This window comes from Streptomyces sp. NBC_00442, from assembly GCF_036014195.1.
Classification (GTDB): domain Bacteria; phylum Actinomycetota; class Actinomycetes; order Streptomycetales; family Streptomycetaceae; genus Streptomyces.
This window is the reverse complement of the sequence record NZ_CP107918.1, coordinates 4,705,228-4,720,239: the sequence shown is the minus strand read 5'-3', so window position 1 is coordinate 4,720,239 and position 15,012 is coordinate 4,705,228. Positions and strand designations below refer to the sequence as shown.

Genomic DNA, 15,012 nt, shown 5'->3' with positions numbered 1-15,012 from the left:
GTATGCGAGGACCCGGCCGCGCCGGGAGGTCTGCTGTTACGACAACGGACAGGACTGTCCGAAGGTGCCGGGCTGAGGACGAAATGGGATGGCCCGACGGGCGGGGGCCCCGCAGAATCGGGCGATGGAACCCGTCACGCTCACCTCCGAGCGCCTGCTGCTGCGTCCGCTCGGCCCCCAGGACACCGACGCGGTCCACGCGGCCGCGCAGGACCCGGCGATCCAGCGCTGGACGACCATCCCCTCCCCCTACGCGCGCTCCGACGCCGAGACCTTCGCCGGACAGATCGCGCCCCAGTCCTGGAAGGCGGGCACCGAGTACTGCTTCGCGATCTTCCCCAGGAACGCGCTCGGCCGGGAACCCGGTCCGCTGCTCGCCGTCATGGGCGTCATGGCGCGCGGCCAGGGCGCCGCCGAGATCGGCTTCTGGGCGGTGGCCGAGCACCGCGGCCACGGCTTCGTGACGGAGGGCCTGCTTCGGCTCGCCCGCTGGGCGTTCACCCAGGCCGGCATCGACCGCCTCGAGTGGCGGGCCGAGGTCGGCAACACGGCCTCGCGGGCCGTCGCCGAACGGGCCGGGTTCACCATCGAGGGCACCTTGCGCGCGGGTCTGGTCAACAAGGGCACCCGCCGTGACGCCTGGATCGGCTCCCTTCTCCCCTCCGACCTGGGCCTGCCCGCCACGCTTCCCCATCTGCCGGCGCCCGCGCGGCCGTGAGCGACGCGGGCCGCGCGGGCGCGGCCCCGGCACCCGGGGGCGCTGTCAGTGGCGGCCACTATCGTGCGGAGCATGACCAGCCAGCCGCCTCCCGCCGTGGAACTGTCCGCCGACGAGGCCCGCCGGATCGCCCTGCGCGCGCAGGGCCTCCTGGGCGCGGCCGACCGCAAGGGCGGGGTGCGCGGGGTGCTGCGCCATCTCGGCGCCGTCCAGCTCGACACCATCTCCGTGCTCGCCCGCTCGCACGAACTCGTCGCCTACGCCCGCCTCGGCGCCGTCGGCCGTGCCACCGTCGAAGAGGCGTACTGGAGCGGCGGCCACGCCTTCGAATACTGGTCGCACGCGGCGTGCGTCCTGCCCGTCGAGGAGTGGCCGCACTTCGCCTTCCGCCGCCGCGCCTACCGCTCGCGGCCGCACTGGCACCACGACCTGCCGGACGGCACCTACGAGCAGGTGATCAAGCAGCTGCGCGCCGAAGGCCCCCTCACGGCAACGGACTTGGGCGGCGCCAAGAACAAGGGCGAGTGGTGGGACTGGTCGGCCTCCAAGGTCGCCGTCGAGCGCGCGCTGATGTACGGCGAGGTGGTGTGCACCGAACGGCGCGGCTGGAAGCGGGTCTACGACCTTGCGGAGCGTGCCATTCCGGACGCGCTGCTCCACGACGACCTGGACGACGCGGAGTGCGTACGCCGTCTGGTGCGGCTCGCCGGGCAGTCGCTCGGCGTCGGCACCCGGTCGGACATCGCCGACTACCACCGCATCAAGGGCGAGCAGTTCGACGCGGTGGTCGCCGAATCCGGGCTCGTTCCGGTCACCGTGCAGGGCTGGTCCAAGCCGGCCTGGGCGGATCCCGAGGCGCTGGCCGCTCCGCCGCGCGGCCGCCACCGCACCACTTTGCTGTCGCCGTTCGACTCGCTGGTCTGGGAGCGCGCCCGCACCGAGCGGATCTTCGGCTTCACCCACCGTCTGGAGGCGTACGTCCCCAAACCCCGGCGGATCCACGGGTACTTCGCGATGCCGCTGCTCTCCGGCGGCCGGCTGGTCGGCCGGGTCGACCCGGCGCGCGAGGGCCGCACCCTGGTCGCGCGGCAGGTCTCGCTGGCCTCGCCGAAGGCCGTCCTGCCCATGGCCCAGGCCCTGGTGGAAGCGGCCCGGTGGGTGGACTGCGACGCCGTACGGATCGAGCGGGCCGGGACGCCTCAGGAGGCAGCCGCGCTGACTGCGGCGCTCGCTACCTGATCTCCAGGATCTTCTCGCGCATCGCGTAGACCACCGCTTCCATCCTGGAGTGCAACTGGAGCTTCTCCAGGATGTTGCGCACATGGTTCTTCACGGTGTTCTCGGAGATGAACAGCTGCTTGGCGATGTCGCGGTTGTTCATCCCCGTCGCGACGAGCTTGAGGACTTCGAGTTCACGGTCGGTGAGCCGGGGCGCGGGCACCAGGCGGCGCTCGTCGGTGCGCTGGATCATCGACTTGAACTCGGTGAGCAGCTTGGAGGCCATCGAGGGGCTGATCTGCGACTGCCCGTCGGCGACCGCCCGGATCGCGGTGGCCACCTCGTCGGTGGAGATCTCCTTGAGGAGGTAGCCGGTCGCGCCGGCCTTGATCGCGTCGTAGAGGTCGGCCTCCTCGTCGCTGATCGTCAACATGATGATCTTCGCGCTGGGGGCCACCTCCTTGATGGAGGTGCAGGCTTCGATGCCGCCGCGCCGGGGCATCCGCACATCCATGAGGACGATGTCCGGCAGCAGGTCGGCCGCCTTGTCCACCGCCTCCGCGCCGTCCCCGGCCTCACCGACGACCTGGATGTCCTCCTCGGCGGCCAGCACGATCTCCAGGCCGCGGCGGAAGAGGGCGTGGTCGTCCACCACGAGGACCCGGATCGGCTCCTTGCGGGAACCCCCCGGGCCCGTGCCGTTCTCGAACTCCCCACCGTTCGGGCTGTCGGCACGGGAACCGTCATGCACCGGCCCGAAGCTGTCCGCCATCGTTCCTCCCCCTGAAGGCCGTGGCCCGCGTTGGTGTGCTGCACCAACCACGCTCCAGGGAGCTTTGGTTGGCGTGCGACGCCATGATTTCATGCCCGGCCCGCAGAAAGGTGATCCAGTGGTCGCACGATGATGCCCCTGGGGGCGCACAAGCGCTCTCCAGGGGCACCACCACTCGTTGGTACGGCACGCGGGCCGCGACCGTTCAGCGCGCGGGCCGGCCGTTCCGGTCGCGCGCTTCGCCGGCCGGGGTCAGCCGCCCAGGGCACCGCCCGCGCCGCCCGCGTCCTCGCCGGCGAGCGGGTCGGTCTCCAGGTGGATGACGCCGTAGTCGTAGGCGTGTCGCCGGTAGACGACACTGGGCTGCTTGGTCTCCGCGTCGACGAACAGATAGAAGTCGTGCCCGACCAGCTCCATCTCGTAGAGCGCCTGGTCGAGCGTGACGGGGGCTGCGGTGTGCGTCTTCTCGCGCACCACCAGCGGTCCTTCGCCCTGCACTTCGAGCGAGCCGATCCTGGTGGTGGGGACGGGCTCGTCGGCCATGGCCACGAGCTCACCGTTTCCGTTCAACTCCGCCACACCCGGTACGGCGTCGACGACTTCGGCGGCCGAGAGCCGGCCGTTGCCGCGGCGCGTGTACCGCTTGTCGTGCTGCTTGCGCAGCCGCGCCTCCAGCTTGCCCGTCGCCAGGTCGAGCGCCGCGTACGGGTCCGCTGCCGCAGCCTCCGCGCGGATGACCGGCCCCCGCGAGTGGAGGGTGATCTCCACTCGGTCCGAACGGTCCGCCTGCCGCGGGTTGTGTTCCTTGGACACCTCGACGTCGAGGCTGATTACCTTGCCGTCGAGCTTCTGGATCTTCTCCAGCTTCAGCTTCTCGGCCACGTGCTTGCGGAACCGCTCGGGCACCTCGGTCTTGCGGCCCTTGACGACGATGTCCACGCAGAACTCCGTTCCCGGATCGCCCCGCCTCAACGCGGAGCTGCTCCCTTTTGCACCAGGCCCCGGTGAGTGCCGGAGCCTCGGACTCGGTGACGTATCACCTCCTCCTCCCCCGTCGAGAAGATCCCCACCCCACCACGTCGGGGGTAAGTGAAAACGCGCCGAAGCTCAGTCGTGCATTAAGTGAACGGGCTTTCGCCATTCCTCACAACCGAACATAGCTCGCCCGACGCGATGTCGGCACCCGCTACTGGCACGTACCCCCAGTCAGGTGTTTCCGTCCTCTCACTACCTGCAACGATGCAGATTCTCGGTCAGTTCCGGTTTATCGCGAACGATTCCGGAGTGGCCGCGACAACCGCTGCCACGAGCGGCGGTTGTCCTGCATCGCTCTGCGCCTCCCCGGTTCTCCGCAGATGATGCGCGGGTTCCCGCAGTGAAAATCCCGCAATTCCCTGCCTGAGGCATCCATCTCGCGCGGGGAAACCCGTACGGGGTTCCCGTACCCCCGCTCCACGGACCGCCCGCGCCGCTTCCACGAGCGACGCACCCGTGGTCATCAGATCGTCCACCAGGACCACCTGGCCGCCCGTCAGCAGGCCCACGCCACCGCCCGCCACCGTCAGGGCTCCGGAGAGGTTCGCGAGCCTCTCCGGGGCGCTCAGGCCTGTCTGGTCGGCCACCCCGTGGCGCTGGCGCAGGACCGCGGCCACCCGCGCGTCCGTCCCCGTCCGCCTCAGTTCCGCGGCCGCGGCGAACGCCATCCGGCGGGTCGCGTCGTGCCCCCGCGAGCGCACCGCGCGCCGCGACGACGGCACCGGGACCAGCACGAGCCGCCCCTGCCCGCCGGGCCCCGCGGCCGCCCGCACCGCGCCCGCGAGCGCCTGCCCGAGCACCCCGGCAAGACCGAGGGCGCCCCGCTCCTTGTGATCGAGCAGCACCGCGCGCACGGCGTCCTCGTAGCGCGCCGCCGCGAACACCGTGGGCAGCCCGGCGGGCTCGGGCGCCGGGCGCACCCGCCGGACCCTGGCGCCGAGCAGCGCCGCCCGGCACCGCTCGCACAGGGCCGTACGCTGCCTGCCGCAGCCGCCGCAGGCGGTCGGCAGCACAAGGCCGGAGAACTCCCGCCACCACCCCCGCATGACCTCCACTGTGCCAACGGGAATCGGGACGGGCCACCCCTGTGGACAACCCGGGGCCGAGCCGGGGCGCCCTGCGGACAACCTGAGGGGGGCAACCCCGGGGGCCCCGAGGGGCACGCGCCAGGGCCGCGCCGCCCTCACGTACGGGCAACCGGCCCACGCGCGGGGCCGGTTGGGCCCGTCAGCCCGGGTAGGCGGGCGCCGAGCCCTTCTTGACCGCGGTCTTCCAGTTCGCGCCCGGCGGCAACCGGACGATGCCGTCCTCCTGCGAGTGCGCCACCAGAGGCATCCGGTCGTCGTCCGTGGCGGCGACGTCCGTGACCTTGTTGACGCTCGGCAAGGTGCCGGCCGCGGAGGTCGAGCCGTCCGTCTGTACGTAGCGCAGCTGCTGCGACACCCCGCCGATCTCCTTGCCGACCACCACCAGACGGCTGCGCCCCGCCCAGGACACCGCCGCCACGTCCTCCATCTGGGGCGCGGCGGGCCGCAGTCCGACCACCGAGAGCACGCTGTCGGCGCCGTCGCCACTGCGCTCGACCCGGCCGATCTGCAGCGTCGTACGTCCGCCCTGGAGGACGAGCAGCGCGGCCCGCACCCCGTCCGCCGACATGCGCACCTGCTGGATGCGCCCGTCGCCAAGACCCGCCACGTCGACCACCTGGGGCTGCCCCGCGCCCTGCACGAGGCGCAGCAGCCGCGGCGCGGCCGGATCACGGTCGGCGACCCACAAGTCGCCGCGACCGTCCCAACTCGGCGCCGAAAGGCCACCGTTCACGTCCTTGTCGGCGCTGGTCACCGCCGTACGCACCAGTTCGCCACCGGCCGTGAGGGGGGCCACGGACAGCGACTTGCCGTCCGTCGACACCCCGGCCGCACGCTTCTCGTCCCGCGACACCGCGACCGTACGCACCTGCTGCGCGCCCTTGCCGAACGGGCCCTGCACCGGCTCCGTCACCACCGAGTCGTCCGCATCGTCGGAGCCGTCCTCCGGGCCGCTCGCCCCGTGCGCGGGACCGCCCGACCCGTCCGAGCCCGCGTCGGCGCGCATGCGCTCCACATGGCCGCCGGCGTCCACGAAGTACTGGCCGGGACTGGTCGACATCCGGTCGGGGGCGTACGTCTCGGCCTGGTCACCGCTGAGCACACAGAGCTGGGAGCCGTTGGCCCGGTCGAGCTCCACCGAGCCGACCCGGGTCGCCGTCAGGTCCCGCAACGTGAACAGGAGCTGCGCCGCCATCCGCTTGCACAGCGCCTCACCGGCGTTGGAGGCCCGCTCGTTCAACGGGATCTTCAGGGCGTTGCGGTCGTCGAACGTCAGGGTCTTGGTGTCGCCCTTCAGCGCCGTTCCCGACGGAAACTTCGATGTGACGACGGGTTCCAGCCATCTGGTCGGTCCGTCGAGGACCGACTGCACGGTCTGCGTGATGAGGTTCATCTGCGTCTCGGGATCGGTGCGCTGGCGCACATACACCGGGTCCGCGACCAGGCGGTCCTGGCCCGCCGCGAAGTAGTACTTGTTGACGGAGCGGTAGATGCGCTGGAAGTCGGACTGCCCGAGGAGCAGCCCCTCCGGCAGCGCGTCGATGCGCCACTCCTTGCCGGTGCCGTCAGGACCGCTCTGCCGCACCAGGTGGATGCTCTGGCTGTACGTCTCCTGCGGCTTGGCCGGCTGGTAGGCGCGCTGCTTGTCGACGGTCGCGACGGTCTTGCCGGAGAGCGTGAAGGTGAAGCCGGTCGCGTCCGCACCCCGGTCCCCCGACCGGTTCGGCTGCGGGTCGGGGCCTTCGGCCAGGACCGTGACCTGGTCGGCCTGCCAGTCCTTCGCCGCCTTCACGGTCAGGTACTGGCGGGCCATCGCGAACTGCGGATCATCGCTGGTCATCGCTTCGAGGAAGCCGGCGACTATCTCGTTGGGCTCGGCGCCGGGCCGCGGCGGCACGGCGTACACCTGCACCTGCGAGTCGGCCCGCTGGGACGCCGAGACCGAATGGACGTCGCCGCTGCTCGGCATGGACGCACATCCCGACACCAGCAGCGAGCCGCAGCCCAGCGCCACCACCGGCCCCAGCAGCTTGCCGCGGGCCCTCCCCCGGTCAGCGCCCACGGGCCGATCCCTCCTGCTCACTGGCTTTCGCGAGCCGCTCGCCCGCCCTGTCGTCCGTCCCGCCGTCCGCCCTGTCGTCCGCCCTGTCGTCCGCACGCTCCCCGCCCGGCCGCTCGCCCGGTTCCGCGTCGCCGAAGCGGGCCACCACCCGCGCCCCGCCGCCTCCGGGGAGACCAGCCGGGCTGGCCGCCGGGCCCGTGGTGCGCGGGCGCGCCGGGGCCGTCGGCGGCACCGGGAGGGTCGAACGGTCGAGGCGCGGTGTGGGCACGGTGGACAGCCGGTTTCCCTGCGCCTGTCCCGCGCCCGCCTCGGTCTTGGCGCGTTCGCGGGCGGCCCGCGAATCCTCCGGTTCCAGCGGTATCGGCGAGCCGCGCAACGGCTCGTCGGCGGTACGCGGCAGCGTCAGCCGGAACTGGGATCCGCCGCCGGGCTCGCCCCAGGCCTGCAGCCATCCGCCGTGCAGCCGGGCGTCCTCGACGGCGATCGAGAGGCCGAGCCCGGTGCCACCGGTGGTGCGGGCGCGGGCCGGGTCGGCCCGCCAGAAGCGGTTGAACACCCGGGTCGCCTCGCCCGGCTTGAGCCCCACGCCGTAGTCCCGCACGGCGACGGCGACGGCGCCGCCCGCCGCCGCGAGGCGCACCACGACGTCCCGGCCCTCGCCGTGCTCCACCGCGTTGACGACCAGGTTGCGCAGTACTCGCTCGACCCGGCGGGCGTCGGCCTCGGCCACCACGGGCTGTTCGTCGCCGGACACGCGTATCCGGGTGCCCTTGCGCTCGGCGAGCGGCTCGGCGCCGTAGATCACCCGGCGCACCACCTCGCGCAGGTCTATCGGTTCGGCCTCCAGGGCCGCCGCGCCCGCGTCGAACCGGCTGATCTCCAGGAGGTCGGCGAGCAGCGACTCGAACCGGTCCAGCTGCCCGGCGAGCAGCTCGGCCGAGCGCGCCGTGACGGGGTCGAAGTCGACGCGCGCCTCATGGATGACGTCGGCCGCCATCCGCACGGTCGTCAGGGGGGTGCGCAGCTCGTGCGACACGTCGGAGACGAAGCGCCGCTGCATCCGCGACAGCTCCTCCAGCTGGTTGATCTTGATCTGGAGGTTCTGCGCCATCTTGTTGAAGGCCTCGCCGAGCCGGGCGATGTCGTCCTCACCGGTCACCTTCATGCGCTCTCTGAGGACGCCCGTGGACAGGCGCTCGGCCACGCCGGCCGCCATCCGGACCGGCGTCACCACCTGCCGCACCACGAGCCACGCGATCGCCCCGAGCAGCACCACGACGAACAGCCCGGCGGTCGCCAGCGTCGTCTTGACCAGCGTGAGCGACTTCTCCTCCTGCGCCAGCGGGAAGAGGTAGTACAGCTGGTAGGACTGCCCGTCGACGTCCTTGAGCCGGGTGCCCACCACGAGTCCGGGTTCGGCCTCCTGGCCATCGGTGAACTTGATCGAGGTGTACGTCTTGAACGCGCCGGTGCCGGCGTCGACGTCGTCCCGCAGGCTCTGCGGAACGCTCGCCCGGGGATCGACGTACCCGGAGGCGCGCGGCCCGCGGTTGCTGGACGCCGAGTCGGAGGAGGCCGAGCCGAGGGCGACGACGTAGAAGGCGCCCTGGCCGCTGCTGGCGAGCTGGGTCACCAGGTCGTTGCGCCAGCTCACCGAGGAGCCGGAGCCGCGCCCGCCCGATGCGGGGTCGTCGGAGCCGGACGAGACGGGCGTGCCCACCTTGTCCTTCGCCACCGCGAACCCGCCGGCGGACTGGCTCTCCGCCGCCTTCTCCTTGGTTTCGAGAAGGCCGTTGCGCACCGCTCCGATGACGACGAAGCCGAGCAGCACGACCACGCCGACCGACATCAGCAGGGTCGTGGCGACCACCCTCAGCTGAATGTTGCGCCGCCAGAGCCGCGCGGCGGGCAGCAGCGGGCGCCGCAGCCAGCGCACGACGAGCCGCAGCACCGGACCGCCGGGCGCTCCGTCCTGGAGCAACCGGCCGCCCCAGGACGTCTTGCGCCCAGCCACTTGGGTCATCTCAGCTCGGTCCTGCCTTGTAACCGACGCCACGGACGGTCACCACGATCTCCGGCCGCTCGGGGTCCTTCTCGACCTTCGAGCGAAGCCGCTGGACATGCACATTGACCAGGCGGGTGTCCGCCGCGTGGCGGTAGCCCCAGACCTGTTCCAGGAGCACCTCTCGAGTGAACACCTGCCACGGCTTGCGGGCGAGCGCGACCAGGAGGTCGAACTCCAGCGGGGTCAGCGCGATCGACTGCCCGTCCCGCTTCACCGAGTGGCCGGCCACGTCGATGACCAGGTCACCGATGGCGAGCTGCTCCGGCGCCGGCTCCTCCGACCTGCGCAGCCGGGCCCGGATCCTGGCGACCAGCTCCTTCGGCTTGAACGGCTTCACGATGTAGTCGTCGGCGCCCGACTCCAGGCCGACCACCACGTCCACGGTGTCGCTCTTGGCGGTGAGCATGACGATCGGCACACCCGACTCGGCCCTGATCAGCCTGCAGACCTCGATGCCGTCCCGTCCGGGCAGCATGAGATCGAGCAGCACCAGGTCGGGCTTGGCGTCACGGAATGCCGCCAGTGCCTTGTCGCCATCCGCTACGAACGACGGCTCAAAACCTTCTCCACGCAACACAATGCCGAGCATCTCGGCCAGTGCGGTGTCGTCGTCGACGACAAGGACGCGTCCCTTCATAAACGTCATCATCCCATTAGCTAATCGTTACCTGGCGTGACCTGGCACACAGCTCCCTCAGCCCGCCGCCTGTCACGGGGGACAGGACACCCTCCTCTGTGACGATCGCCGTGACCAGTTCCGGCGGTGTCACATCGAAGGCGGGGTTGTACGCCTGCGTCCCCAGCGGTGCCACCGGGAGCCCGGTTCCGGACCCCCAGCCGCCCCCTGGGATCTGCGGGGCAGTGAACTCTGTCACCTCCTGGCCGGGACGCTGCTCGACCTCGATCGAAGCGCCGTCGGGGGTGCGCAGATCCACCGTGGTGACCGGTGCGACCACGATGAACGGCACGTGGTGGTACTTGGCGACCACGGCGAGCGGATAGCTTCCCACCTTGTTCGCCACCGAGCCGTCGGCGGCTATCCGGTCGGCTCCGATGAGGACAGCATCCACCTCACCGGCCGCGAACAGCGAGCCGGCCGCATTGTCGCTCAGCAGGCTGTACGCCATTCCGCTGCCCGCCGCCTCGTACGCCGTCAGCCGCGCGCCCTGCAGCAGCGGCCTCGTCTCGTCGACCCACAGCCGCCGCAGCCGTCCCGCCCGGTGCGCGGCCAGCGCCACCGCGAACGCCGTCCCCTCGCCGCCGGAGACGAGCCGGCCGGTGTTGCAGTGGGTGAGGATGCGATGGCTGCCGCCCGGCAGCAGCTCGTCGAGCAGCGCCAGCCCGTTCCGGGCCATCCGCACGCTGCCCTCGGCGTCCGACCTGTGCAGCTCCTTGGCCGCGGCCAGCGCCGCCGCCCCGGCCTCCGCCGGTTCGGCGCCCTTCTCGACGGCCGCCCGGTACGCCCCTGCTGCCAACCGCACCCCGTATCCGAGGTTGACCGCGGTGGGCCGCGCCCCGGCGAGGTGCACCGCGGCCTCGTCCACGTCGTAGCCACGCGCCGCGGCGAGCGCCACCCCGTAGGCGCCCGCGAGACCGAGCAGCGGGGCGCCGCGGACCGCGAGTGTCTGGATGGCCCGCACCAGGCCCGGCACATCCGTGCAGACCAGCTCCACCTCCTCGGTGGGCAGCCGGGTCTGGTCCAGGAGGACCAGCACGGGGCCCTCCGGCGGCTCGTCCCAGCGCAGCGAAGGTATCCCCGAAGGTCCGGGCCCCATGGTCGTTCGCACGTCCTGATCAGCCATCCGCCCAGTCTGCCCCGTGAGCCACCGACAAATGAAGGTGCGAACGAGATACAGGGGCCCGACCATGGCCGGGATCCACATGGCACGATGGCAGCCAACCCGAAGGAACCGGCTCGCACGGCCGGTCCCGCGACCAATCCACGAGGTGGACGACCGTGAACGACTCTCCGGGCTGGGCCTCGCCCGGATCTGCCCCTTCCGACGGCGACAACTCCGGCACACCCCCGGTGTCCGAGCCGCCGGAGCGGGCCCACGCCTCCTCGAAGTGGTCCCAGGACCAGCCACCGGCCGCCCAGTGGTCCTCTCCCGGCGCCGGCCAGTCGCCTCCGCCCCCCGGCTGGGCCGGGCCCCAGCAGGGGCACGGCGGCTGGGGACAGGTGCCGGGACAGCCTCCGGGCGGCAACTGGAACCAGAACTACGGCCGCCTCCCCGCCGCCAAGCCGGGCGTCATCCCGCTGCGCCCGCTGGGCGTCGGCGAGATCCTCGACGGTGCCGTCTCCACGGCGCGCGCCCACTGGCGCACCGTCCTCGGCCTGACGCTGGCCGTCGCGGTGGTCTCCCAGGTCGCCCAGCTCGCCGCGACCCGGTTCCTCCTCCCCGAGCCCGCCACGATCGACCCGGGTGCCACCGGCCCCGAAGCCCTCAGCCAGGCCCTGGACTCGCTGCAATCCAGCCTGCTCGCCCTGATGCCTTCCGTGATCATCGGCCAGTTCGCCACCCTGTTCACGACGGCCGTGCTCGCCCTGGTGGCGAGCCGTTCCGTACTGGGGCGCCCGGTGAGCTCCGGTGAGGTCTGGACCGAGGCGCGCCCGCGGCTGCTGAGCCTGTTCGGTCTGCTCGGCCTGCTGATCGTCATGTTCAGCGCGGTCACCGCCGTCGGTGTCCTCCCGGGGGTGCTCCTGGGCGGAGGCGGCGGCGCCGCACTCGCCGCGCTCGGCGGCCTCGCCGCCTGTGCCGTCACCCTCTGGCTGTACGTCCGCTTCATCTTCGCCGGCCAGGCCCTGATGCTGGAGCGGCAGGGCATCCGCCAGTCCCTGCGCCGCTCCGCCAAGCTGACCAACGGCTCTTGGTGGCGCATCTTCGGCATCAGCGCGCTGGCGTGGCTCCTCGCGGTGATCGTCGCGATGATCATCGCGTTGCCCTTCACGGCCATCGCGATGGCCGTGGACAGCACCTCCTTCGACTCCATCCTCAACGGCAGCACCCCCGATTTCGGCTGGTCCTACCTGATCATCTCCGGCCTCGGAGGTGTGATCGCGTCGGCGGTCACCTACTCCCTCGTCGGCGGCGTCACCGCTCTGCTCTACATCGACCAGCGCATCCGCCGCGAGGCCCTCGACCTCGAACTGGCCCGCGCCGCAGGCGTCCCCGGCCACGCGAATCCCGGGAGCTGATGCAGTGTCCGAAGCGGGGGGCTTCATAACGGCACGACTGCTCAACGGAGCATCCGGCGGCCCGCCGGTGGACACTCCGCGTGATGCGGCCCGCGAGGCCGCACGCCGCGAACTGTCCGATCCGGCGTACCACCAGCACGACCCGAGCCTCCTCCAGCGGGCCCTGAACAAGTTCTGGGACTGGATCGGTTCGCTCTTCGACTCGGCGTCCGGAGCCACCCCCGGCGGCCCGCTCGGCCTCGTCGTCATCGCGGTGGCCGTCCTCGCGCTGATCGGCGCCCTGTGGTGGCGGCTCGGCACACCCCAGCGGACCTTCACCACCGGCGGCACCATCTTCGACGACCGCCCGCGAAGCGCCGCCGACCACCGTGCCACGGCCGAGACGCACGCCGCCGCACGCCGCTGGAACGACGCCGTCCAGGAACGGATGCGCGCCATCGTCCGCTCACTTGAGGAACGCGCCCTGCTCGACCCGCGCCCCGGCCGCACCGCCGACGAAGCCGCAGCCGAAGCCGGCCGCCCCCTGCCCGGCCACGCGGACCGGCTGCGCGCGGCCGCCCGGACGTTCGACGACGTCGCATACGGCGGCCGCACCGCCGACGAGAGCGCGTATCTCCGGCTGCGCGATCTGGACCTCGACCTCGAACGCACCAAGCCCGCGCTGAGCGACGCGGCCCAGGGAGCCGCCGGATGAGCACCACCACGGCCGCCCCCACCTCCGCATCGGCCACGCCCCTGCACCTGTGGACCCGCACCCGCGGGCTGCTGCTCGCCCTCGCCGTCCTGATCGCGGGCGGCATCACACTCGCCGCGATGCACTCCGACTCCCAGCACGGCAGTCTCGACCCGCGCTCCGCCGACGACTACGGCAGCCGCGCCGTCGCCCAACTCCTCAAGGACCAGGGCGTCTCCACGCGCGTGGTGACCACGCTCGACGAGGCGGCAGCCGCGGCCGGCCCCGACACCACCCTCCTGATCACGGTCCCCGACCTCCTCACCGAGGGCCAGCAGCGCCGCCTGCGCGGCGCGACCGCCGACTCCGGCGGCCGCACTGTCCTCATCGCCCCCGAATCGCCTTCCCTGCGCGTCCTCGCCCCCGGCGTCCGCTCCGAGAGCCCCACGCCGGTCAAGCCGCGCGAACCCGGCTGCGCCCAGCCCGCCGCCGAACTAGCGGGCCGCGCCGACGCCGGCGGGATCCGCTACATCGCCCCGGACGAGAACAGCGACGGCTGCTACCCGGCCGGCGGCCTCCCCACCCTGCTGACCCTCCCCGCTCAGGACCGGGGCGACACCGTCCTGCTCGGTGCCCCCGACATCCTCTTCAACCACCGTCTCGACGACGAGGGCAACGCCTCGCTCGCCCTCCACCTCCTCGGCACTCGTCAGCATCTGGTCTGGTACCTCCCCTCGCTGAGTGACACATCGGCCTCCGACGGCGGCCGACGCTCCTTCTTCGATCTGATCCCGTCCGGATGGCACTGGGCCACCCTCCAACTGGCCCTCGCCGCCGTACTCGCCGCACTCTGGCGAGCCCGGCGCCTGGGCCGCCTCGTCACCGAACAACTCCCGGTCGCCATCCGCGCGTCCGAGGCGACGGAGGGACGCGCCCGGCTCTACCGCAAGGCCAACGCACGCGACCGCGCCGCCGACACCCTGCGTGCGGCCGCCCGCGCCCGGCTTGCTCCCCTCCTCGGTGTGGCCGCTTCTGCGGCGCACTCTCGCGAGGTCCTCGTGCCGGCCGTCTCCGCCCGGCTCCCCGCGGCAGGCCGTGACCCCCTTTCCCTGCTCTTCGGCCCGACACCGGCCGACGACACCGCACTTGTCCGCCTCGCGGACGAACTGGACGCCCTCGAAAGAGAGGTACGCACTTCATGAGCGACCGCACCCCGGAGACCGCAGCGAACCCGGACAGCGCCCGCGCTTCCCTCGAAGCCCTGCGCGCCGAGATCTCCAAGGCCGTGGTCGGCCAGGACTCCGCCGTAACGGGCCTCGTCGTCGCCCTCCTCTGCCGCGGCCACGTGCTGCTCGAAGGCGTGCCCGGCGTCGCCAAGACCCTCTTGGTGCGCGCCCTGGCCGCGTCCCTCGAACTCGACACCAAGCGCGTGCAGTTCACCCCCGATCTCATGCCGAGCGACGTCACCGGCTCGCTGATCTACGACGCCCGTACCTCGGAGTTCTCCTTCCAGCCCGGTCCGGTCTTCACCAATCTGCTGCTCGCGGACGAGATCAACCGCACCCCGCCCAAGACCCAGTCCTCCCTCCTCGAAGCGATGGAGGAGCGCCAGGTCACGGTCGACGGAACCCCGCGCCTGCTGCCCGACCCGTTCCTGGTGGCCGCCACACAGAACCCGGTCGAATACGAGGGCACGTACCCGCTGCCCGAGGCACAACTGGACCGCTTCCTGCTGAAGTTGACGGTCCCGCTGCCCTCACGGCAGGACGAGATAGACGTGCTCTCCCGTCACGCGAGCGGCTTCAACCCGCGCGATCTCGCAGCAGCGGGCATACGCCCGGTGGCCGGCCCCGCCGACCTCGAAGCCGCCCGTGCCGCCGTCGCCAAGACCTCGGTCTCGGCCGAGATCACCGGCTACGTCGTCGATATCTGTCGTGCCACGCGTGAATCCCCCTCGCTCAGCCTCGGTGTCTCTCCCCGAGGCGCCACCGCCCTGCTGTCCACCGCCCGTGCCTGGGCCTGGCTCACCGGCCGGGACTACGTCATCCCGGACGATGTGAAGGCCTTGGCACTCCCCACGCTTCGCCATCGCATCCAACTTCGCCCCGAGGCCGAGATGGAGGGCGTCACCGCCGACTCCGTCATCACCTCGGTCCTCGCCCACGTCCCCGTGCCCCGCTGAGGC

13 protein-coding genes are annotated in these 15,012 nt (G+C 72.1%); 6 read left to right on the top strand and 7 right to left on the bottom strand.

Annotation, left to right across the window (positions count from 1 at the left end; translation table 11 throughout):
* The first annotated feature begins 124 nt into the window (after positions 1 to 124).
* The gene (locus OG432_RS21090; protein WP_328312512.1) at positions 125 to 718 is read left to right on the top strand and encodes a GNAT family N-acetyltransferase; all 594 of its coding nucleotides are present in this window, start codon (positions 125 to 127) and stop codon (positions 716 to 718) included.
* A gap of 72 nt (positions 719 to 790) precedes the next feature.
* Positions 791 to 1,957 (top strand): winged helix-turn-helix domain-containing protein, encoded by a 1,167-nt coding sequence (locus OG432_RS21085; RefSeq protein WP_328312511.1) that lies wholly within the window; start codon positions 791 to 793, stop codon positions 1,955 to 1,957.
* On the opposite strand, the gene OG432_RS21080 is transcribed toward OG432_RS21085, so the two are convergent.
* The 7 genes from OG432_RS21080 to mtnA form a co-directional block, all read right to left on the bottom strand.
* Positions 1,950 to 2,708 (bottom strand): response regulator transcription factor, encoded by a 759-nt coding sequence (locus OG432_RS21080; RefSeq protein WP_328312510.1) that lies wholly within the window; start codon positions 2,706 to 2,708, stop codon positions 1,950 to 1,952. The genes OG432_RS21085 and OG432_RS21080 overlap by 8 nt on opposite strands.
* A gap of 252 nt (positions 2,709 to 2,960) precedes the next feature.
* Positions 2,961 to 3,647: a ribosome hibernation-promoting factor, HPF/YfiA family gene (hpf, locus tag OG432_RS21075; protein ID WP_328312509.1), complete on the bottom strand. Its 687-nt coding sequence runs from the start codon at positions 3,645 to 3,647 to the stop codon at positions 2,961 to 2,963.
* A 314-nt stretch (positions 3,648 to 3,961) separates the two neighbouring features.
* Positions 3,962 to 4,789 (bottom strand): ComF family protein, encoded by an 828-nt coding sequence (locus OG432_RS21070; RefSeq protein ID WP_328312508.1) that lies wholly within the window; start codon positions 4,787 to 4,789, stop codon positions 3,962 to 3,964.
* Positions 4,790 to 4,970: 181 nt separating this feature from the next.
* Positions 4,971 to 6,893, bottom strand: a complete 1,923-nt coding sequence (locus OG432_RS21065) for an LpqB family beta-propeller domain-containing protein (RefSeq protein ID WP_443058427.1) — start codon at positions 6,891 to 6,893, stop codon at positions 4,971 to 4,973.
* Entirely contained in the window at positions 6,883 to 8,916 is a 2,034-nt protein-coding gene (mtrB, locus tag OG432_RS21060; RefSeq protein WP_328312507.1) for an MtrAB system histidine kinase MtrB, read from the bottom strand. Before mtrB ends, OG432_RS21065 begins: the two co-directional genes overlap by 11 nt.
* A gap of 1 nt (position 8,917) precedes the next feature.
* Positions 8,918 to 9,607 (bottom strand): two-component system response regulator MtrA, encoded by a 690-nt coding sequence (gene mtrA / locus OG432_RS21055; RefSeq protein WP_189389435.1) that lies wholly within the window; start codon positions 9,605 to 9,607, stop codon positions 8,918 to 8,920.
* Positions 9,608 to 9,611: 4 nt separating this feature from the next.
* Positions 9,612 to 10,760 carry an S-methyl-5-thioribose-1-phosphate isomerase gene (gene mtnA, locus OG432_RS21050; RefSeq protein ID WP_328312506.1) on the bottom strand — a complete coding sequence of 383 codons (1,149 nt, stop codon included), beginning with the start codon at positions 10,758 to 10,760 and terminating at the stop codon, positions 9,612 to 9,614.
* A 155-nt stretch (positions 10,761 to 10,915) separates the two neighbouring features.
* Between mtnA and OG432_RS21045 the strand changes: the two genes are divergently transcribed.
* The 4 genes from OG432_RS21045 to OG432_RS21030 are packed head-to-tail and all read left to right on the top strand — an operon-like array spanning position 10,916 to position 15,009.
* Positions 10,916 to 12,154: a glycerophosphoryl diester phosphodiesterase membrane domain-containing protein gene (locus OG432_RS21045; protein WP_328312505.1), complete on the top strand. Its 1,239-nt coding sequence runs from the start codon at positions 10,916 to 10,918 to the stop codon at positions 12,152 to 12,154.
* A 4-nt stretch (positions 12,155 to 12,158) separates the two neighbouring features.
* Positions 12,159 to 12,848 (top strand): DUF4129 domain-containing protein, encoded by a 690-nt coding sequence (locus OG432_RS21040; RefSeq protein WP_328312504.1) that lies wholly within the window; start codon positions 12,159 to 12,161, stop codon positions 12,846 to 12,848.
* The gene (locus OG432_RS21035; RefSeq protein ID WP_328312503.1) at positions 12,845 to 14,029 is read left to right on the top strand and encodes a DUF4350 domain-containing protein; all 1,185 of its coding nucleotides are present in this window, start codon (positions 12,845 to 12,847) and stop codon (positions 14,027 to 14,029) included. Before OG432_RS21040 ends, OG432_RS21035 begins: the two co-directional genes overlap by 4 nt.
* On the top strand, positions 14,026 to 15,009 hold the full coding sequence (locus OG432_RS21030) for an AAA family ATPase (RefSeq protein WP_328312502.1): 984 nt from the start codon (positions 14,026 to 14,028) through the stop codon (positions 15,007 to 15,009). Before OG432_RS21035 ends, OG432_RS21030 begins: the two co-directional genes overlap by 4 nt.
* Positions 15,010 to 15,012: the final 3 nt, after the last annotated feature.